11 protein-coding genes and 2 pseudogenes are annotated in these 21,770 nt (G+C 59.0%); 5 read left to right on the top strand and 8 right to left on the bottom strand.

Annotation, left to right across the window (positions count from 1 at the left end; all coding sequences use genetic code 11):
* Nucleotides 1–31: 31 nt before the first annotated feature.
* Genes ACVOLQ_RS02270 through ACVOLQ_RS02255 form a run of 4 tightly spaced genes read right to left on the bottom strand, consistent with a single transcriptional unit; the run spans nt 32 to nt 10,232 of the window.
* Nucleotides 32–2,260: an AAA family ATPase gene (locus ACVOLQ_RS02270; protein ID WP_481526926.1), complete on the bottom strand. Its 2,229-nt coding sequence runs from the start codon at nt 2,258–2,260 to the stop codon at nt 32–34.
* Complete coding sequence (locus ACVOLQ_RS02265) at nt 2,257–7,317, bottom strand: Eco57I restriction-modification methylase domain-containing protein (RefSeq protein ID WP_481526925.1); 5,061 nt, start codon at nt 7,315–7,317, stop codon at nt 2,257–2,259. The genes ACVOLQ_RS02270 and ACVOLQ_RS02265 overlap by 4 nt, the downstream gene beginning before the upstream one ends.
* A gap of 17 nt (nt 7,318–7,334) precedes the next feature.
* Nucleotides 7,335–9,110, bottom strand: a complete 1,776-nt coding sequence (locus ACVOLQ_RS02260) for a C-terminal helicase domain-containing protein (RefSeq protein WP_481526952.1) — start codon at nt 9,108–9,110, stop codon at nt 7,335–7,337.
* A 33-nt stretch (nt 9,111–9,143) separates the two neighbouring features.
* Complete coding sequence (locus ACVOLQ_RS02255) at nt 9,144–10,232, bottom strand: DEAD/DEAH box helicase (protein WP_481526924.1); 1,089 nt, start codon at nt 10,230–10,232, stop codon at nt 9,144–9,146.
* A 402-nt stretch (nt 10,233–10,634) separates the two neighbouring features.
* Between ACVOLQ_RS02255 and ACVOLQ_RS02250 the strand changes: the two genes are divergently transcribed.
* A complete protein-coding gene (locus ACVOLQ_RS02250; RefSeq protein WP_481526923.1) occupies nt 10,635–11,117 on the top strand; it encodes a hypothetical protein in 483 nt (160 codons plus the stop codon).
* 118 nt (nt 11,118–11,235) lie between these two features.
* Complete coding sequence (locus ACVOLQ_RS02245; RefSeq protein WP_481526922.1) at nt 11,236–11,790, top strand: SH3 domain-containing protein; 555 nt, start codon at nt 11,236–11,238, stop codon at nt 11,788–11,790.
* On the opposite strand, the pseudogene ACVOLQ_RS02240 reads toward ACVOLQ_RS02245, so the two are convergent.
* Nucleotides 11,787–12,892: pseudogene (locus tag ACVOLQ_RS02240) on the bottom strand (IS3 family transposase). The gene ACVOLQ_RS02245 and the pseudogene ACVOLQ_RS02240 overlap by 4 nt on opposite strands.
* 496 nt (nt 12,893–13,388) lie before the next feature.
* Nucleotides 13,389–14,021, bottom strand: a complete 633-nt coding sequence (locus tag ACVOLQ_RS02235; protein ID WP_481526921.1) for a hypothetical protein — start codon at nt 14,019–14,021, stop codon at nt 13,389–13,391.
* Nucleotides 14,022–14,431: 410 nt separating this feature from the next.
* On the opposite strand from ACVOLQ_RS02235, the gene ACVOLQ_RS02230 reads away from it, so the two are divergent.
* Nucleotides 14,432–15,781 carry a hypothetical protein gene (locus ACVOLQ_RS02230; protein ID WP_481526920.1) on the top strand — a complete coding sequence of 450 codons (1,350 nt, stop codon included), beginning with the start codon at nt 14,432–14,434 and terminating at the stop codon, nt 15,779–15,781.
* Between the two features lie 725 nt (nt 15,782–16,506).
* Nucleotides 16,507–17,943, top strand: a pseudogene (locus tag ACVOLQ_RS02225) (IS1182 family transposase).
* 435 nt (nt 17,944–18,378) lie between these two features.
* Here the strand turns inward: ACVOLQ_RS02225 and ACVOLQ_RS02220 are convergent.
* Entirely contained in the window at nt 18,379–19,593 is a 1,215-nt protein-coding gene (locus tag ACVOLQ_RS02220) for a type II toxin-antitoxin system HipA family toxin (protein WP_481526919.1), read from the bottom strand.
* A gap of 190 nt (nt 19,594–19,783) precedes the next feature.
* Nucleotides 19,784–20,014 carry a hypothetical protein gene (locus ACVOLQ_RS02215; protein ID WP_481526918.1) on the bottom strand — a complete coding sequence of 77 codons (231 nt, stop codon included), beginning with the start codon at nt 20,012–20,014 and terminating at the stop codon, nt 19,784–19,786.
* A 206-nt stretch (nt 20,015–20,220) separates the two neighbouring features.
* On the opposite strand from ACVOLQ_RS02215, the gene ACVOLQ_RS02210 reads away from it, so the two are divergent.
* Nucleotides 20,221–20,763, top strand: coding sequence for a 3'-5' exoribonuclease domain-containing protein (locus tag ACVOLQ_RS02210; RefSeq protein ID WP_481526917.1), 543 nt, complete (start codon nt 20,221–20,223; stop codon nt 20,761–20,763).
* The last annotated feature ends 1,007 nt before the right edge of the window (nt 20,764–21,770 follow it).

The raw sequence follows: 21,770 nt of genomic DNA, 5'->3' as shown, positions 1-21,770 counted from the left end.
GCGGAATTCCCTCTCAATTTGAGTGCCCGAGCTACGCCCTCGCAGCCGTCCCTTCGCTATCCACACCATCAGCACCGCTTCGCATCATCATGTCGTAGTGACCAAGATGCTCCATCTTCACGAATATTTCCTTGAAAATTCGCAAGAAATTCTCATGAGAGACGTCGCCAGGGCTGAGATACAAAGGATCATCGACAAAATGTGATCCTGCATTGACCCATGACAAAAGCGACTTACATATCAACTTTTCCGTGCCTGCAAACTTGTTGTGCAACTCATCCAGATCGATGTCGCCAAGGATCTTGAAATAGTTCTCAAGAATTCTGCGCAACGTGTTCTCGATTCCACCATGGGCGGGATCTGCCCTGCGAACTTCATCCCAGAGGTACTCGTATGAAGTCCTTATCGGATTCTCTGGATGAACGTCGACAACGTGCTGTCCACCACGTTTACGCAACACCATAAACGTGCGCTGATTGGGGCTATTGCCCTTCTTCGGCTGCTCAAAAACCACTTCTTTGTGGAAGTAGAGGTTGTGGGTCAGCACGAACACCTGCTTGACACTCCCGACTCCGTGGCGAGCCTCGTCACACAAGCCTCGGATAAGACTACTTACGATGAAGAGTATGTTGCTGTCGAGACTGGACACCGGATCATCAAACACCACGATCCGGTTCTGCGTAACTCCATCTGCCGAAAAGCTCCCGCGAATCAGGTGATAGAAGTAGAGAAAGACGACGAACGTCCGTTCGCCCTCGCTCAGGGTTTCCGTTGCAACCTCGCCATTGGCGCGAAGCAGTTGGTAAAACTTGCCATCTTCCGATGTGGCCACGCTGAAGTTGGTGTAGCCAAAACTTTGCAACGTTGCGTTGATCGCATCCACGGTCGGCTGCACGCTGGTGGCATGCCTCTCGAGCTGACGAACTTCCTCGTCTGCCTGTCGAATTGCTGCCTGTGCCGCCGATACCTGTTGCTCCAGGCTCGCAACGGCCTTTTCCAATCCGGCCTTCTTCGAATCGAAGGCTTTGAGCTCGGAATCAAGCTCATTCAGAACGAAGCGCCAAACCTCCGCTGTCAATGCCTTGCGCTCGCCTGCAAGGTTGTCGACCATCGCATTGTGCTTGTCAGTCGCAACGTTGGCGGCTGCGACTAGGTCGTTGATTGGCTGAAGCAAGTCCGTCAAAGGACGCAAAAATTGATCCACACTGGGCGATCTTTGCTTCTCCTCCAGTACCAGCTTGTTGCCGCGGATCGCCTCGTCGAGGGTCGACTTCAGAGCTTCGAGCTTCTCCACATCCAGGAACGGGCCAGGCGCTGCAACTACCCTCTCGATCGCACCTTGCACGGCGGCGGCGTCAGCGGCGTAAGCCGCTACAAGACCATCAATGGCTTGCTTGTCCTGGTCATAGGTTTCGTCGAAATAGGCCTCAAGGCTTGCGGCGAACGCCAGCGTTGTCGGTTGCTGGCAGAACGGGCACGTCGCGTCGTTCTGCTGGTAGAACTTGCGCCCCTGCCGCACCCAGTCGCTGTTGTTCAGCCGCTCGATCATGGCAGCGATATCGACATCGCCCTTGCCGATCACTTTCTTCGAAAGGATCGGATTACCCTCGTGCGCCACTAGTGCCGTGGAACTGACACTTTCCAGACGTCCGGCCGTTTCAGGCGTATCGCCAAAGATGGTTGCTGCTCTTGCTTCGAGATCGGCATAGGGTTTCAACGCCGCCGTTTTTGTTCCATGCTCCAGAAAAGTCCGCTCCTTGAACTTCTGCGTATCGTTCCGAGCGCCTTTGAACGCATCCTTGAACACATCGTCATACTTGACCTTCATCCGCCAGCAGGCGTCTTTGATCCTAGACTCAAGCGTAGCGAGTTCACCCCGCTTGCCTCCCTGCCCGTCGTCACCCTCCAACGCTTGCCGCAACTTATTCTGCTGCGTCTGTCCCGTGTCACGAGCTGCTTTGGCGGCTTCGATCTTCTGCTGAGTGTCCGACTGCTCTTCGCCCAAGGCGAAGATCCCGGCCATCTGCCGGAAGCTACGCTCAACAAAGTCTCGATTGAGAACCAACGCCTGAAGCGGCACAACATTGCTCCACGTAAGCGAGCATCCAGCGTAGGCATTCGGATCTGCAATGATTCGGCTGATCGTTGTCTTGCCGACACCGTTGGTGCCGAACAGGTAGTTCAACTTCCGAAACTGCAGGTGCGTCGGCTCCGCCGCCGTGAATGGTGGCGTATCGCGAATCGTGATCTGCTCGATCATGCCCTCTCCTCTTCTCCATGCGGCTTGTTGCTCTGTCCCTCGAAGAACTCCCACGCAATGCGGTAGTCCTCCTCGCGGCTGGCGAGGGCGAAGGGGGCGACGTAGCGGCGGACTTTCTGATGCGGGCCGCCGGGCAGGGTGTCGTCCATGACGGTCTGCTCGATGACGGTGCCATCGGGTAGGCCGCGGACGTCCTCCCAGCCGTGGTTGCCGCGCAGGACTTTTCCCTCCGGCAGGGTGATGACGGTGGGTGGTTCCTTCTTTGCCCCCTTGCGGGGGAGGCCAACGCCGACGAGGCCTTTGGAGTTGGTGAAGACGATGCGGCCGTGGATGTCGTACCAGGTGTCGCGCTCGTATTGCTGCATTACCGGGAACTGCACGCGGTAGATCAGCAGCAGTTCGTCGAGGGTGAGGCCGAGCGCCTGGGCGACCAGCACGTCGATCTCGACCAGGGCCATGCGGCGGGCGTAGTCGGTGCGCAGCGCGCAGTCACGGCTCCAGCCGCTGGTGAGGTCGGCGAAGAAGTCCTGCGGCAGCCGCGGGTTATCAGGCTGGCTCCAGCGCTGATCGGTGAAGGCGAGGTCGAAGACTTCCTGCCAGAGGTCGGCGTAGTGGGTGGTGAGGCCGTTGAGAGCAAGAGCACGTGTTCTTAGGTCATGCCGGCCTTCGATAAGCGGCGCTCGCCCCAATTGATTCATATAGAGGTGCGCCATGCCCGCAGCCTTGACGCCGTAATCGCATGGCACAGACGCCATAAATGCGGCAACGTCGATTGCGGCTGCACACGCTTTGAACGTCAGAGATGAGACCGTGTGGATATGAGCTGCCCCAAGCGGGGCCAGAATGGGGCGTGTCGTTCGCTCGCCTGAAATGCTCACGTAGTTGCTGAAAACCAACCGGTAGTAGTCCGTCACGGGTTTCGCCTCCGTCTCGCCCTCCTCCACCCAGCTCACGCGCGGTACGCGGCGGGCATATTCGGCGCGGTCGGCCATCGGCAGATAGTTGCTGCGCGGCAGGTAGTCGTCGGGCAGGGCTTCCAAGTCGAGGTGGTCGTAGGCGCGATGGGTCGTGCTGACGCGCATTGGTGTTTGGTGATGCGGGTTTGCGACATAGAAGTGCGGGCCGGACAGCACCCAGTCGATCGGCGTGGCGGGAAAGCGGTTGTCACCGGGTTCGCGGCGGACGATAGTGCCCGACTTCTGATCAATGGTCTCGTTCCACATCTGGGTGGCGTAGTAATCCGCGCCCAGATCGCCCAGACGGCGCGGGTAGTCGGCCAGCTTGCGCAGCACGCTGTTGAGCGCGCCGGCGTGCAGCGCGGGCAGGCGCGCGCGGCGCGGCGACGTACCGGGTTCGTCGTAGAGCTTGGCGAACACGGCGAGCGCGCCATCGTCCACGTGCACGATGCGGTCGCGATGGCCAGTGGTGTTCCACTGATCGTCGTCGTTCTTCAACCCTAGGACTGGGTCAGCACGGTCATGCAGATAGCAGGCATCTACCGTGCTTGGGGTATAGAGGTTTGCAATCATATCGAAAGCTGGCGCCGCTGCAGCTCCGTAAATATTGATGCTGAATTTATTGCGATTTCCGATCGGAAACAGCTTGAATTCATTCTGAAATTGCAGGTGAGCGCGCAAGCGTGCGTACAGCGCCTCGCGCAGATCACCAGCATTGGGATCGTCATACGGTCCTTCTGGATGCAGCAGGCCGGTGACGCCATGCTGACCGGCTAGCCGCCACGCCACCGGCATAAAGCACTTGTACAAATTGGACTTGCTGCCCTGTAGCAGCGGATAGTTCTGCACCGCATTGAGCATGGTCTGAGTACCTTCGGCCTCCTCCAGTTCGGCCATCCAATCCGCTTGCAGGCCGGGAAAGCGCTCGAATGCTTCGGCGCGCAGCTTGGTCAGCTCGCTGGCGCTGAACTTGCGGATGGCGAACAGCGGGTTGGCTTCGCCCAGCACGCCGGCTTCGTTCCACTCCACCTTCAGCCATGGCGGGTTGCCGAGGATGAGGTCGAAGCCGCCACGACTGCGGAAAATGTCGGCAAAGGCCAGTTCCCAGTGCATGAAGCGGCGCTGGCGGGCGATGGCCTCCACCTCACTGATGTCTGGGAACACGTCGCGCAGCTTGGTGATGCGCAGGCGGCCGAAGCGGTCGTGCAAGGTGGCTTGCGCGGGCGTGGCGGTGAGTTCGAGTTGGGATTCAAAGCCTTGCAGGGTCGCTTGCGGTTTGGGGGCAAATGGCTTCGACGCACCCTCCCCTCCAATCCCTCTTCCGACGGGAGAGGGGAGAAGCAGCTCGGACTGGGGGGCAAGGTCAACGATATTGCCTTCGAGGATGGCGCCCACTTCCATCCACCACTCCTCGCGGCTGGGCAGGCTGGCGCTTTGCTGGATGGGCCAGAACCACAGTGCGCACCAGTAATCCATCACCAGTTTCAGGCGGCGGTAGGGCGTGGCTTCGTCGGCGTCCTCGTTGAACAGGCCTTGCTTGCGGGTGGCTTCCTTGTCGGCACGACTGCTGGACGGTGCGGCGATATCAGGCTGCGGCCACACGCTGAGTGGGTCTTCGGTGGCGGCGCGGTCGCGGGCCAGGATGCGAGCGTGTTCAGCCCAGAGCTCGTCGACCTTGCTGCTGAGTTGCTGCAGACGGCCAATTTCGTGAGTTTCGAGCGGTTTGCAGAACGCCTTGCGCCATTGTTTGAGGCGTTCGAAGTCATCCGGGTAGAGGCTCTTGGCCACCTTGTCGGTGTAGGCGGCCATGCCGGGGTCGGGCAGCAGGAAGTGGTAGACCTCGCTGGGCTTGCGGTCGGGCTGCTGCGGATCGAGCCGACGCGGGGCCTCTTCATGCCATGCCGGTTTGGCGCCCCTGAGCAGGCTGCTGGCGGGATAGACCTCGTTGCGCGCTCCGATAAGGCTGTTGCCGTCGAACAACTGGTAACCGAACCAGGGCACGCGTGCCGGTTGCGGCGGCAGCGGGTTGCCATGCTCGTCTTCAGTCGGCTCGCCGTAGATGGCGTTGAGCCACAGCGAGACTTCGGCCAGCTCCACCGCGATGGGATTGAGATCCACCCCGTAGACGTTGCGGTCGGCGAGGTACATGCGCACTTTCTGCAGCTGGCGCGGGTACTCGTCGTGCGGGATGCGACGCTTGGTTTCGTCCTGTTTCAGCTCCAGGTATTTCTCGGCAAGCTGGTTCACCGCCTCGTTCAGGAACGCGGCGCTGCCCATAGCCGGCTCGACCACGGTGAGTTGCAGGATGTCGTCGGCGGTCTTGCCGACCAGCAATTCCTTCAGCGCGTACTTGACCAGGCACTGGGTGAGCACCTGCGGGGTGTAGTAGCTGGCGCTTTTCTGGCGGTCACGGCCGGCCAGTCGGTAGATGAAGCTGCCCTTGGGATAGCGACGCAGTTGCTTGTGACCATCGTCGTTGATGAAGGTGACGCGCTCTGAATCCTTGTATTCGCCAATGCGACTGGCAGGAACGAACCAAGCGCTGTCCATCATGTCGGTGGTGGTGCCGGTGGCGACTTCTTCCTCGGTGCCCTCCTCCTCGTCGTCATCGCTGGCCGCTTTCGCCTTCTTTGGCGCAGGCTGGACCTCAAACAGGTCTTCCTTGGCAAAGAAGCCACGGTAGGACAGCAGCGCCTCGTAGACAGCGCCAAGCTGGTTGATTGACAACAGCTGGTAGCTGACGCGGCCGCGGCGAGACCGTCCCTTCTTCTTTCTGGTTAACGACATCTGCTCAACAACCTGCTGCCATACCCAGTTGGGAAAGCGCAGACGGTTGAGCAACGCGGTGGCAGCAGGGTCGAACAAGCGGCTGTCCAGCGGCGCCAGCGCAAAGGCCTCCCGCACGGTGGCGGCGTGCCCGCGCAAGGATTGACTGACCGCATCGCCGTTGCCGGCGTGGATCAGGCCGAACAGGCGCTTGAGGGTGGCGTCGAAGTAGAAGCCGTTGCGAGCGGCTTCAGTGTTCAGCGGCACTCGCATAGAGTCCAGATCACGCAGGGACTCCAGGCTGTAGCCCTTGAGGTAGGTCTCGCTGCGCTGGATGGGCACATAGCCCAGCTCGGGGCGCGCCTCGATGTAAAACACGAACAGCAGGCGGTACATTAGCCGCAGGCATTCCAGGCTGAGCTGTTCGGCGTCGAGCTCACCACGGCCGGAGAACACGGACTTCTTCTGCTCCTCAGCCAGTTCACGCAGTTGGCGGGCGGCCTCGTTGCCGAGCAGCTCGATGGCTTCGCGCAAGGCGTACTTCAGGTCCTCGCTGACACCGAAGGCGTGCTTGTGGGCGTTCTCGTCCAGGCCGTCGAGCAGCACGATGCCGTCGTCGGGGGCCAGGCTCTCGCGGTGCAGCAGCGCGGCGGCAGCCTCCAGCGTGGGGCCGTCCTTGCGGTCCAGCATCTCGCCCCAGTTGAAGCGCAGGGCCCGGTTGTTGGGCCACTTGTAGCGGTCCACCAGCAGCCACTCGTCCAACCCCACCAGCAGCACGAAGCGCGGCGCGTGGTCGGCACCGAATACCGCTTCGGAGAGCCAATCGGCCCAGGTAGCACCCTTGGCATCCTTCGGCGGCTCGCCGGGGTAGACGGACAGGTCGATGGGCTGGTCGAGGATGTCCTCGTCGGCGTGACCATGCACGGCGACGGGGATGACCAGCAACTGCGGGGCACGGTCGACCGGGCCAAGGCATTGCCAGACGCGGATCGGGTGGCCGTCCACCAGAGTCAGCACGGATGGGTCAATGGCGTAGCCGAAGGCCTGCAGCAGCGGTTGCTGCAGCTGGGCGAACTCCTGCGCAAAGGTGTCGGTGTCGCGCGCCTGCCGCAGCTTCTCGCGACGTTGGAACCAGCGCCCGCCTGCACCTGCCAGGACGCGTTGCGGGCTGCGCCAGGACTCGCCCGCTTCCTTGGCGGTGTCTTCACGGGACTGCCAGGCATTCAGCCGGTCGCGGATGTCGCCCTTGAACACTTCGGCCAGGTAGTGGTGGCCGTAGAACTCGTTTTCATTGGTGATGCCAGCGAAGACTTGGGCAGCGTTGTCGGTAGCCATGATTCGTTTCTGCTCTCTCAGCGACACACGGCCGCAAGCACCTGGATGTACGGGTGCGGCTCGGTCTGCAGGCTGTCGCGGACCCAGGTTTCGTATTCGTCAAATACCCGTCGGATCTGGCCGACGCGGCGATCGCGCTTGCCTTGGCGAAGGTTTTCCAGCCCGCCCTGTTTTTCCAGGCGCAGTTCCAGTTGTTCGATCTGATGGCCCTGCATGCGCTTGAGGTTCGCCAGGGTGTTCTGCAGGCGCACGGCCATGTCGGCGGCGAAGGTCTGCTGGCTCTGCTCCATGTGCGCCCGCATGCTTTGCACAGCGACACGCAGATCAGCTTGTAACGATTCAAGTTCCGCTGGCTTGCCCGGGTTGGGCAGCGCGCCCGCCTTGAGCCCTGCCCGCTCGCGGAAGATGTCGAAAGGTTCCAGCACTGGCAGCTGACCATGGCGCAAAACGGCCACCTGCCAGTCCACCAGCAACGACTGCCCCTTGCGGTTGGGGACCAGTCCCATCATCACGATGGCGCGCTCATCACCAGCCAGATGCGGCGAACGCAGCACCGGCGCGGTATGCCGGCCGAAATGCGTGAGCACGCGGTCGCGCAACCACTCGCTGATTGGGTGCTGCGGCCACAGGTAGTGGATTCCGGGCCAGCTTTCCTCCTCGCGGCGGGCCTGGCGGGCCTTTTCGATGGCCTCAGCCACCCGTTGTGGCTGGCCGGACAGCACGTACCGATCATCGGCATCGCGGGCTTCCCGCGGGATCTGGCGCAGGCGCTGCTGCAAGTCCAACGGTGCGGTCAGCGTGAGCGTGCGCGATGCGTCATCGTGCGACCACTGGGCAATCGGGCGTGCGCGGCCCAGCTCTTCGAGTGCGGTCTTGGCGAAGGCAAAGTCGTCGGCGAACAGGGAGGGCGTCGACGCGATCCGATCCAGCGCGCTGGCCTGCGCTGGGGACGCGGGTGCCGCACCATTGAAGAACTGGAGCAGCCAGTCTCCCTCCCCTTCGGTGGCCTGCGTGGCCTCTTGCTCCAGCTCCTGCGCCACTTGGTCAGCAGACTGACCTTCGGCCATACGACGGGCGACGTCCTGCGCTTCCAGATCAGGATCGTGCAGATTGAGGAAGGCACTGGGGTCACCCAGGTCCCGATTGGCGCGCTCGTCCTTCTGCTGCAGGACTTCGAGAATGCGCAGGTCGCCGCGGATCCTCTCCACTTCGGTTTCGGTCAGCAGATAGGTGATACGGGGCTGCTGGTGCTGGCCGTAGCGGTCGATGCGGCCGTTGCGCTGCTGGAACACCATCAGCGACCACGGCAGGTCGAAGTGGACCAAGCGATGGCAAAAGTAGTGCAGGTTCAAGCCTTCGGAAGCGACGTCCGAGCACAGCAGGACGCGGATCGGGTCTTCGCTGCGACCGAAGCGCTCAACCAAGGCCTGCTGGTCGGTGTCGCTCAGACCACCGTGCAGGATGTCAATCTGGTCGAGCTTAAGTTTCAAGTCGGCGTGCAAACGTTCCCGCAGCCAGTGGATGGTCTCCACACGCTCGGAGAACACTACGAGGCGATCATTGGCCTCCTTCGACGACCAGCCGTACGCGGGGTCGCCCAGGAGGCGCAGGAAACGCTGGTACTTGGCGAACTGCCCCTCGGTAACCCCTTCCAATGCGTGGGCAAAGGACTGGAGTGCCGCGACCTCGTCGTGCTCGTCGCCAGTGGCAGCTCCCTTGCGTTGCAAAGCGGCAATACGGTTCCGCGCGGACTGCAGAGCAGCTGCGGGACTCGAGAACAGGCCCTTCTGCATGCTCACACGCTGCAGCTCGTGCTGGCGTCCGGCCTAGCGCTTGCCGCCTTGGGTGAAGGGAATATCCAGCAAAGCGTGGAAGGCAGTTTCTTCGGCTGGAGTGGCCTGCGCTCGCACGACTTCGGTCACGCGGTCGCGAAAGTCACCTTCGACTTGGACGCGGATGTCCTTCTTGAAGCGCCGGATCACCAGCCCCTTGTCGCGGAAATCATCAGGTGTGTAGTCGTCCGGATCGCTGATGGCGGTGGGGTCGAGCAGACTCATCAGCGAGGCGAACGAGCGCGCCGAACCATCATGCGGTGTGGCCGAGAGCAGGATCAGGGTGTCCGAACGGGTTGAGAGCAGGCGCGCCAGACGGGCGCGCCGAGACAGGCCGCCCTCGTTGGCGCGAGCCGCCACGTTGTGGCACTCATCGATGATGATGATGTCCCACCAGGCGTTCTCGAGGTAATTGCGGTACTCGAGGTTGTTCTTGAGCGTGTCGATCGAGATGATCGTGCGGTCGTAGTGGTTGAACGGGTTGTGATTGGCGGGGATGCGGTTACGGACCGACGCCAGACCCGCGGAGTCCAGGCGCACCAACGGAATGGAAAAGCGGCTCCAGAACTCCTTCTGGAACTGCGTGAGCATGCTCTTGAGGGTGATGACCAGAATGCGGCTACCTCGCCCGCGCTGGATCAGCTCGGTGGCGAGGATGCCTGCCTCCAGCGTCTTGCCCAAGCCGGTGGCATCGGCGATGAGGATACGCTGACGTGGCTGCTGCAGCGCCTGCAGCGCCGGATCCAGTTGGTAGGGCACCAGGTTCATCACTGCCCGGTCGCCAAGGCGGATGCGGTCATCATTGGGCAGGTTCCGGCGCAGCACGCCCTCGATGTAGAGCATCGAGGCGTTGAAGTGGCTGGAGTCGTCCTGCACCAGCCGCGTCCGCGCGGGATGCAGGAGCTCGACCCGCTCTTCCAGCTTGGTCAGGAAATGGGCAGTTCTACCCCGCACCAGGTCGGACACGCCGTCGCAGACCAGCAACTCACCGCCATCGCTGGACGGGTCCACGCGGCGGACAAGCCACTCTTCATCCCTGATCAAGACCCGGGCACCGGGTGCTGCAATACCTTCCAACATCATTCCCCTATTCCCGTTACGCAGGACATCACACAACTGACGCAGCGACGCCAGAAAAATCGCCTCGGTGAATAATGCCCTACCCAAGACTCTAATGGCGAAACCAGCAAACAAAATGAGCTTTTCGCCATTTTAGACATCCACTCGAAACAGCATTCAACACGGCGTGGGCACAGGATAGGCGCAGGATCAGGGGAGCCCCCAGTCATCCCTCCAGGGTAAATGCCAGTCTCGACGCACGATCACTCATGGACTCGGTCAGGGGGCCGTGCGCGTAGTCCCTTGTCCACCCTGGATCAATGGGAATTGCCACCTTCGTGTAGCTGAAAACTGCTCCCGAGAAGGCAAGCGAGAGATCCCCTACCGTTGGGTAGTGCCGCACTGACCCACCCAAGGAACGGTCAAATGTCGATCAACATTAATGAAATTGCAAAGCGCTATCAGGCCACCATTCCTGAGATCAACTTCGCAACCAGCGCTGCGCGATCGATGATGGACGAGCAGGAGCGCTGGCGTAATCAGATGTTGGGACCGATGAGCACCATGCAATCCATCGTTGAGGAACAGGAGCACTGGCGTGAGCAGGTGCTCGGACCGATGAGTACGGTGCAGTCCATGGTTGAGGAGCAGGAGCGCTGGCGCAAGCAGATGCTCGGTCAGTTGAGCGCCGTCGAGTCGATCCTGGAAGAGCAGCGCAAGTACGATCAGCTCCAACGGGACATGCTTCAGAACCTGTTTCCTTCACATGCCAAGAGCGAAGTCGATGGCGCACTTAAGTGGCGCAGCGAGATTGACCGAATCCTCGACGCATTGAAGCCATCGCTGTCGGTCATGGACGCAATTCATGCCGATCATGGTTTGACAAAAAAAAATTGCGCTTCTGTCTGAACCGTGGCCTGGAGTCATTGAGCAACTCAGGCTCGAACAGGTGCAGGTTGCCACGCATTGGGCTTCTCAGATCGGATCGGCAGCCGAGTATGTAAGGAAGCTTCTGGATTCCTTGCCGATGGAAGATCCCAACGATGAAACGTTGGATCTGACCTCCCTCAGCACGCACCTCAACCAGGTTCATGGGGCGATTTCCCATCTTCCATTGAAGGGAGATGGCTCCGAGGCCGTGTATGCGAAAGGCATGTCGGTGCATCAGTGGGTCATGTGTTACATGGCCATTATCGCCACCTTGGCTGCCCTGGTGAGGGTGTATCAAGCCCGGCTCCAAATGCGTTTCGCCCGCGAACAGGCCCTCGGGGACCAAACTTACCGGGCCCAATCCGACGCTGATTTGGCTGCGTTCCAGGAGCGTCTATTCAAGGCCCTGGATGACGTGGCTGCGCATGCGCCCGTTCAAGAGGATCTTTACGTGGTTGGGCTTCGTCCGGCTCGTGTCAGGTCGGCGATCACGGGAGGAGCCCTTCTGGATACTGCCCATCCGAACCAGATCGTAACGGCTACTGGCAAGGAAGGTCGTTGGCTCAAAGTCCGGTACAGAAACCACCTAGAGGATCGAGAGGTGGAAGGGTGGGTGCGACGTCCCCCCGCTTTCAGTAGCGGGGCCCTTTAGAGTCCAGATTTAATCGTAGCGGCTTTGGCCGCCAACTGTTGGGCATAGGCGGCCGGTGTCAGGCCGCCTAAGATCTTCTTCGGTCGTTCCTCGTTGTATTCCCGCCGCCAGGTTTCGATCTCGGTACGTGCGTGCAGCAGTGTGGGAAACCAGTGCTCGTTGAGGCATTCGTCGCGTAGGCGGCCATTGAAACTCTCGATATAGGCGTTCTGATTTGGCTTTCCTGGCTGGATCAAACGCAACTGCACGCCTCACTCGTAGGCCCATGCCACCATCGCCTTGCCGCAGAACTCCTTGCCGTTGTCGGTCCGGATCACCTGCGGCAGACCTCGGGTCAGTGCCAGCCGGGCCAGCACCCGTGCCACGCCGTAGCCGGAGATCGCCCGCTCCACCTCAATCGCTACCGCTTCGTGCGTGGCATCGTCGACGATCGTCAGCGCCTTGATTACACGACCCTCGGCTGTGCGATCGAACACGAAGTCCATTGACCAGACCTGATTGGCTGCCTCCGGCCGCAGCAACGGTTGACGCTCGCCCAGCAGCACTTTCTTACGCTTGCGCCGACGCACCTGCAACTTGGCCTCCTGATACAAGCGTTCCACCCGCTTGTAATTCACCGACCACTGCTCCTGCCGCAACTTCAGGTAGATCATCCCCACGCCGTAGCGTTTGTGTCGCTGTGCCAGCTCCAGGATCCGCTCGCGAAGTTCGACATTGCGATCGGGGCGCGGGACATAGCGCAGTGCGCTGGCGCTCATTCGTACCACGGCCAGTGCCCGCCTCTCTGTGAGCCCGCGCTCCATTAAATGCCGCACCAGCGTCCTGCGCGCCGGTGCGCTCACCACTTTTTTCGTAGGGCGTCCTTGATGACGTCGTTCTCCAGCAACTGCTCGGACAGCAGCTTCTTCAGCCGGGCATTCTCCGCCTCCAGCTCCTTGAGTCGCTTGGCCTCCGGCACACTCATGCCGCCGAACTTGCTGCGCCACAGGTAGTAGGACGCCTCACTAAACCCGTGTCGGCGGCACAGCTCTTTCACCGCCATGCCGGCCTCTGCCTCACGCAGGAAGCCAATGATCTGCTCTTCGGAAAAGCGCTTCTTCATGTCCAATCTCCGTCTCGTTGGGGATTGAACTCCAAATCGCCGCGCTACTCAAAATCGGGGGAACGTCGGCTTTGCTAGCGTTAAATTTTGTGACTCCATTCACTTTTTCAAGGGGGTAGCGATCAGAAGCCTGCCACTCTCGTTAGAGACAAATTATTCCTTATATTTCATACGCATACCGACCCTCTGTAATCGACAAAGCGCCGGCGCAGCGGTCATCACTTGCGTCGAGGGGACCAGGTGCTGGATCAGCGGGAGTACCCCCTCCCGTAGCATCGCCTGGCGAACCGCAGGCCAAGACCGTCGTCGAAACAGTATCGAGTCGAGCGGTCATGACACGGTACGGCACAGGCCAACGGAAGTTGGAACCACCTTGGCTGCCAGCAGCGCGATGACCTCACGAAATACGGACTGATCTGACTAAGAAGCAGGTATCTAGCCGTTGGCCGGGTGTGTTGCCATTCCGGCTGTGAATCCGAGCGCTCCTTCCATAACTTCAGCCGGGAGAGTTCAAGCGTTCGCGAGCCAAGCGGACGAACTGTTCATAAAGCGGAACAAACGAGCGAGCACCCTCGTTGAGAACTCGAGCACTTTCGCGCACATGATCCGGCCGAGGGCCACCGCGCTCTCGCCACGGATAAACCGTTCGCCAACCGTCGTTGGCATCGTGAGGCACGGTTTCCTTGGCGAAATCGAACGCCAAGGCCTGAGCGGCAGCGAACAAAAGAGGACGCGCCTCTTCCAAGGAGGCATCTACAAACTCATAGTTCGGATCGTCCCAGACTTCGACAAACCGATTCAAAGGCTGCAAACATTCGGCCCTGTAGTCAGCTCCGAAGTCCGCTTCACGAAGGAGCCTGATCGTCGGATCGAATGGCAGGTCCTTCTGAAATTTCTCGAAAAGAACCACGTCATGCGCCGCTACCGCGGGAACCACAGAACCGGCCTTAGCCTCGTTCCGTTTCGCTTGAGACTCGACCCTCAAGTAGGCAATGAGAGTTGTCAGTGCAGGCAGGAAGGCCGTAACCGACGAGAACGAGAGCGATCGGCCATCGATCAGTTCGATAGCGCACCAAATGGCGGGCACCGATGCCGCCAAGATCGTAATGATTAGTAGCAGGGTGCGCATCGGTCTTCTCCTTCGTGAGACCAATTATCGCCATGTCCAGTGCTCAAATGCCACAGCACCCCAATCTGATAGAAGATTCAGGGAGCCCCGACGCAAGCGACATCATAGTGCAGCCTGCAATACCTGCCTGTGCCCGAGATTTATAGTAACGCCAAACGATGTTCGGGCCCCTGATCTTTTCCACTACCGTCTATCAAGTATTGACGAAGCCGAAACCCACACCAACTCATTTTCATAACGAAGCCCAAGAAACGCTTCTTATGAGCCGCCTACCTACTTCGCTTGTAAGGTTCCAATTGAAGACAGTACATTAGGCTCTGAGGTAATTCCGCCTATCAAGGAGAGAGAGTGTGGAGATGTTTCAAGTAGATAGGACTCAACACCCCATAGGCCAAGGAGGATTTCACTCCATGGCACTGCATTCTAGTGAAGGCCGCTCGCTCAGCATGGTAGTCGATTGTGGCGGCTCCACAGCAAAGCATCGCAAGCTGCTGGCTGAGGCATTTGCGGCACGCGCGCGCAGTCATGACTTCTTGGCTATCAGCCATCTGGATAGTGACCATATCAACGGGCTGGAGGATCTGAAGAACGCCGGGGTGAGCTTCCGCACAGTCTTTCTTCCCCACGTCGACGTAAGCAACTATCTACAATGGATGACATTAAAGCTTAGTGCGAGAGTTCGTGCCGGAAGCCTCCTTGCCGATTTTGCCAAGGTTGTCACTCTTCTTTATGGGGGGAGTTTCGGTCAAGTCGTTATCGTTGGCAGCCCTGATGATGACGACGAAGGCCCTGAACTCAATCGCCCATTCGATGCGAATATGGATGGCCCTGGTGTTCTGAGCAACGAAGCGCATCAGGCGATCGAAAGGGCAAAAGCCAGCGGTTCGCGGCTCTCGTGTTCAACTTCGTTGACTTGTGATCTGGATTGGCTCATACGCTTCTATTCGCGCGAATGGACGGTTCCAAAAGAAGTTTCTTATATCTGGAATTTACAGCTACTCCAAGATCTGCGAGATGTGACTAATAAAGCCGGCGCAAATCTAAACTCCGCAGAGTGGGCTGACTTCTCGCTCGCACTGAATACGGAATTGAAACGGCGAGCTGATCCATCGCTCTCTGCTGAACTCATTTCTCTGGTTCCTCCTACAGATCGCCGCGCCTCAGCGCTGGCAAAGCTAAGCAATTCTGTGGCGACCACCAATGTGAGTTGCAAGAAGCTGCTTACCAAATTGTACGGCATATTCACCTCACTTCATGATTACAACGACGCATCTCTGTGCGTGTATTCCGGTCCCGCGGAACGTGGTATCGGCGCGCCACGGCAGTGCTTCGAGCGTAGAGTTCACTCTGGCGTATTGGCCAAAGGCGTTCCGCCACGTGTGACAACGCGGGCAGTCGGATGGATCCACACCGGTGACGCAAACCTCTCGGACAAGGCACGACTAGATGACTTTCTTGACCACTACCTTGCCGAGACGCCCCTTACCTCGACACTGGTTCTTCCGCACCATGGCTCTCGCCGAAGCTTCGATAAACATCTGAATCGCCTGCGGGAGCTCGCAGCCGGCCTTGCCAGCCCAACAGTTTTTCTGGCGCCAGCTGAGCCTCATGGGAAGTTTCACCATCCGGACGGAGACGTCCTCCACGCTTGCCACCATCTTGGTGATCTAGCAATCGTGGACAAGCATGCAATCTCGTGCTACTCGGAGTCACTTATTACGGAATGGTATTGGCACCACCACTGGCACCTGGCGCTATAAATTGCTGTGGACTTGCGAGCTGCCACTACGCAGGCCTCCATGCATTCGTTCTCCACTAGTTCTAAAAGTTCGACCCTTCAATGGAGAACTCGGGTGCTCTTGGCCGACGTCTGAATCGCTCAGGATTTTGCAGACACCTCGCAGCCATAAACCATGGTTTACGCGGAGGTGGTTGTGAGCACGAAACGTTACACGGATGAGTCCAAGATCGAGGCGGTTCGGCAAATTGTCGAATATGGCCCACCAAGATCTGAGTACAGATCACTGGCATGAGAGCACTAATCAAAAAGCGTTTTGTATATCGCTCGGGCAAAATATCGCACTTCGGCAACGCAGCGAGATACGCTTCAAGAGAATCAATAGGCTGCGAGTTATGAATCGCCATATCGATCATCTCAAGTCCGTGAAATGAGCCTGTGTTCCAGACCTTGTCGCCTTCTACGCTAGTGAGCTTCCAGCCCAACTTCGCCTCCATTGCCGATTGCGTTGCCGCAGACCCAAACCGATTCTGTTCTGATGGAGCGGTCACTACGAAGCCCCGGCTATCCGACTTGGCCAAATAACTATGCCCCTGCTACCAGTCTTGAGCAAGCGGCGAGTCCTGGACGGCAGGTTCAAACCGGCTTGGGTTACTGCTGCTTCGGCAATGTCCGCTTCCAGCCGAGGCTGTGTGAAAACCCCGCCTCCGCTGGCATGATCTGAGCACCGGTCGATGGGTGCTCTGCATGAAGCGATTCGTGGATGGCGTTGATCGTTCCCAAGGACTTCTTCTCCCTGATCGGCTTGAAGACTACGTCCACGAAGACAACCCCGTTCGGGTGGTCGATGCCTTCGTCGAAGCACTCGACCTGAGTGCACTTGGCTTTGATGCCGCCAATCGCGCGGCCGGCGGTCGGCCCGCGTATCACCCCGCTGCGCTGCTCAAGATCTACATCTACGGTTACCTCAACCGCATCTAGTCGAGCCGTCGCCTGGAGCGGGAAGCGCAACGGAACCTAGAGCTGATCTGGCTGACCGGTCGACTGGCGCCGGACTTCAAGACCATTGCCGACTTCCGCAAGGACAACGGCAGCGCGATCACGGCCGTGTGCAGTCGGTTCGTCGCGCTGTGCCGGAACATGAAGGTCTTCTCGCACGCGATCGTGGCCATTGACGGCAGCAAGCTCAAGGCCGTGAACAGTCGGGATCGCAACTTCACCGTCGGCAAGATCAAGGGGCGCCGGAAGCAACTGGAGGACAGCGTTGCCCGCTATCTAGCCGAACTGGACCGTGCAGATCGCGACCCGGCCTTGCTGCCGGAGGGCCGCGTGCCGCACCTGAAGGACAAGCTGGCCAAGCTGCATGCTCAGATGGAGAAGTTGGACAGCATCGAGAAAGAGCTTGAGGCCTCTCCAGACCGCCAGATCTCGATGACGGATCCGGACGCGAGGTCAATGACCTCAAGCGGGCGCGCAACCGGCACCGTGGGCTACAACGTGCAAGCGGCCGTCGACGCCAAGCACCACCTGATCGTTGCATACGACGTGACGAATGACGGTCACGACCGTTCTCAGCTCTCACGCATGGCGATCAAAGCCAAGGATGCCCTTGGCGCCGAACACATGACGGCGCTTGCGGATCGCGGTTACTTCAGCGCCCCGGAGATCCTGGCGTGCGAGGAGGCAGGCGTCATCCCGCTGGCACCCAAGCCGCTTACATCCAACGCCAAGGCCGAAGGTCGGTTCGACAAACGCGACTTCGTCTACGACGCAGCCGCCGATGAGTACGAATGCCCGGCGGGCGAACGGGCGATCCACCGCTTCACAACAGAGGAGAAGGGGCTGATCTTGCATAAGTACTGGTCATCCGCCTGCCCCCGTTGCCCGATCCGGAAGAAGTGCACGACTGCCAGCTACAGGCGTATCGGACGATGGGAGCACGAGCATGTGCTCGAGCGAATGCAGATGCTGCTGGATGCCAGGCCAGAAGCTGCCGTGGCACGAAGGCAGACGGTGGAGCATGTCTTCGGTACGCTCAAATCGTGGCTTGGCACGACGCCATTGCTGACCAAGACGCTACCGAAGGTCAAAACGGAGATCAGTTTGGCTGTTCTGGCCTACAACATGAAGCGGATGATCAAGATCATGGGCACCGAGGGCATGGTGCGGGCCATCGCAGCCTGAGCATCACGTTCTTTTGCTGCAGTGCTGGTTGCTCAAACTGGCTGCATCGTCGTCGGCAGTACCGCGCCCGGGAGTTTTTACACAGCCTCGGCCAGAAGCAGACATCTTCGCTACTTCCGTTAAACACCCCTAGTTTCCTAGTGCACCGATGGGTTGAATCCATTATTTCAAGTCTCACAAAGAGTGCAATCGATTTCTCGATGAAGTTATGGCAGCAGATTCACAGGAACCTTCGGTGACTAACACCGCTCAGACCAAATCGCAGGAGACGACGGTCAAAACATGCCACGCTCTCTGTGCGCTTCCGAATGCGTCGGCTAAGCGGCCGATCCAAGCATGGTTCTGGTTCTGAGCCAACGGACCACGACCCGCCCAATGTGCATTGCAAGTACAGCGAGCGCATAGAATAAGGTCGTTGCCTCCCTCCCGAGCTAGTTACCTCGGTGAACCTTGAGCGCGCCTTGCAACCAACTGTTCAAACCGCTCCAGCGTCGGCTCCAAGCATCGCCTCAATCCTTGCACCTGCTCAATCAGATGGCTCTGCGTGTACATTACTGTCTGCGCTGCCTCCACCAGTCGAGCCATGCGGCCCAGTGGGTCAGCGATCTTGCACACACTGCGACCAAAAGCCTCCAAGTCCGCTCTAGCAGCCATGAAGCCCTTCTGTCCATTCAAGGACAACGCCAAGGTATCCTCGGGGATGTAACACGTAGTGCAGACGATATCGTAGGCGGGACACATACGCACATCACCGGCGACCGGGTGGGTATAGATGACCCCAAAATTCTTCAAGTGGGCATCACCATTGCCGACCATGCACGACAGCGCCAATTGATCGAACAACTGATCTAAGGCCGCTTGGCGGTGGGCAGGCGAGCAGTGGGCGCTCAGCACTTGAGCAATCGCTTCGTAGCTCAGGCTGTACTTCCTCTCCACCCCCAGTCCAGCAAGGACGCCGATGTCCTCAAATCCGAACGGAACACCATCAGGCATGCGGTCGAACCTGCGCACCACAAAGCGCTTGCCGTCGTCGGAAAGGTAGAACTCCGGCACCGGAATTCCTGCCTCCTTTGCGATGGACATGCACACGAACTCGTTAATGGCCAAGCCTGGATACCCAACGCTCTCTATTTTGACGATGAGCTCCCGCGGAGGTAGCAACGCTTCATCTGACGCAGGCCTCACCCACTCTGGAACCAGCAGTTTGGGCTGCACGCCTGAAACACCTGAGCGCAGCAAGTAGTTCTCGGCCAGCGTCTGAAACAGGTCCTCGGCACCCTGATCGGCGAGCAATCCTGCTAACTCCACCCCTACCGCACTACAGGCATCAAACTCGCCACGGGATAGAACAACCCTGCCGATACTGGCGTTACCACCCGTCATGGCCAACAGGACCATCGGATCCAACGTCGTGGCTTTGGCCAATCGATTACCGATTTGCTCCAAGAGATAGCCCTCGGGCAAATTCATCTGGAAGAAAGGCGGGAGCACGTCAGCGGGATATGGATCCAGACGCACCGGCATCCTCAGCGATACACCTGCGCTGGAGGTCGTACCCTCGCCGTAGGTGAAGGCGTAGAATCCGAATTTGTCGAGCTGTCCTGCAGTGCCTTGTGGTGTTGTGGCAGCAAGGCTGATGCGATGGGACATCACCGCCGCCCCGTCGACTTGTCGCTGCCGGCAGAATTAGTGTCGCGAGCATGCCGATCAAACCTGATTGCCCCACATACCTGTTGAGCGCTATCCGCTCCGACACCGAATAGTGTCTGGATTTTGGCCATAGCCGGCATTGCGCCCGACACCACGCTCGGTTCGCCTCTCATGAGTTCCAAAACCGATATCACTGTGCCCATGACCACACCAGACCCGACCTTCTCCAAGTCAATGATCGCTCTTTTTTGCTCATGCAAACATCGATGGCAAGATCGAGCTGAAACGAGCCGCGTGCAATGCGCATGTTCCATACCTGTGCGCCAATTCGATGCAGAATAACGCTATCCATATGCGGCATTCTCTGGCCGATCGTTGAATGAACAGCATGATCAATTTGCTGAGCAACACGATACTGCACAGAGCACACCAACGCGTGAATTAACGCGCCGCCGGCGCCTTGTCCGTACGCAGCCAGCAGAAACCACCTTATTAGGCCTTACACTGCCACATTGCATCAGGTATGTAATTGAGATTTTGGTGCCTGAGCGTAAGGCCAAAGCCGCTATCTTGTAGATGATCATCGTGTAGCGGAATCTCGATGAGACCAATCATGAGGCGCCACGTATGCCCGGCCCAGCTTCGTCAGTTACATACCTCTTCCTGGACACAGAGTGGGCAGATGCGAACGGGCTTGAGCTGGTTAGCATCGCGCTAGTCAGCGAGGATGGGGCGAGTACCTTCTACGCCGAGCGCGATCCGCTGCCACTGGCTCCAACGGACTTCGTGAAGACAACGGTTTATCCACTGCTACAGCGGGGCCGTCACGCTTTGCCTGACCAAAACCTTGCTGAAGCACTCGTCGCCTTCCTGAGGGGGCAGCGCTTGCCCCATATCATCGCTGATTATCCAAACGATCTTCGCCTGTTTCGGCAAGTCATGTCATGGAGCTGCAATTGGGTGGCGTGGGGGCTGGAGAACGCACCGCACTTCCCGTGCACGTTGATGGACAGGGACCCCATTACCACCTCCCACTTGGAGAGATGGTTCTCGAAGCACCCAGACCTGCTGGCCCGTCAGCATCACGCGCTGGTTGACGCAAGCGCCCTTCGCGCGGCGTGGATGGTCGCGACCGGCCGCCTAGATCCCGACTTCAATGATCCAGCGTAGGCCTACAAGAGTTGACGAACCTGATTTAGGGACGGCAGATCACCCGTAGCCTGGCCTTGGAAGTGCTCGTCAATCGGAACGTATTTGTTCCTGCCTGACCTCCGCTTCCGGAACATTTTTGTTCTGGACCCTCCGCGAGAACGAGATGCCACAGTAGTTGGCACCCGATTCGCACGCCTGTACCAAACCAAACGAATGCTGAGTTGACAGACCCGCTGTCAGTCAGGACCTGGCGCGATGCACTACCCGCGGCCACCAGCAGAAACCCCTGCACTAGGTGGATCACAATCAGCTGGGGCTCGTCGCGGGACTCAGTTTGCAAATTAGCCGCAATTATACGAATCCATATAATTTACCAATGCCGACACAACACGCTCTAGTCGTGACCGTGTGCAACTTGGCAGCAGTGAAGAGCTGCCCGGTAGTGTTCGGGGATTTCATGCGTGCTAACGGGGGTTGCCTGACCGTGTAACGGCCAGCGCAGCGACGACAGACGTGCGACGTTCAAGCAGGCCTCCCACCCCGGAATCGAGCCACTGCCTCTTCCATCTCTCTTTCAGTTGATTCGCAGGCAAGCTGCAAAATTCAATCGGGTAACGAGCACCGTAGAAGACCGTGCGGATCATGCCCTATCTGAGGAGCACTAGATCGATCTGCGCGATTCTCAAGAAAAGGCACTCAGATGCATCGGCATCGGTGATGAACCCTAGCATCTGAGAACACCTATTTCTCGGGGACAAAGCCAATGAAATCAATGCTCCTTGAGAAAAATGCTCCCCGGGGAGCATTTCTCACAACATTGTCGCGTCCCGAAACTTGCATCCACGTTTCGATCGGGTAGTTTCCGGAAATGCCGGAATTTCCGATCTCATATCTGATCTCTCGCTCATCGTCCGCAGAGCAACTTGCGACGGAGATCCTGTCTCGGACTGGACCCTACATCCGTATCGCGGACATCTGGAAGCTGTTGGGCTACTGCAGTCCAGATGCTGCGCGAAAGGCCGCTG

The sequence above is a fragment of the Stenotrophomonas sp. STEN031 genome, from assembly GCF_056759975.1.
The sequence above is the reverse complement of the archived record's forward strand: the minus strand, read 5'-3'. Positions and strand labels throughout refer to the sequence as shown.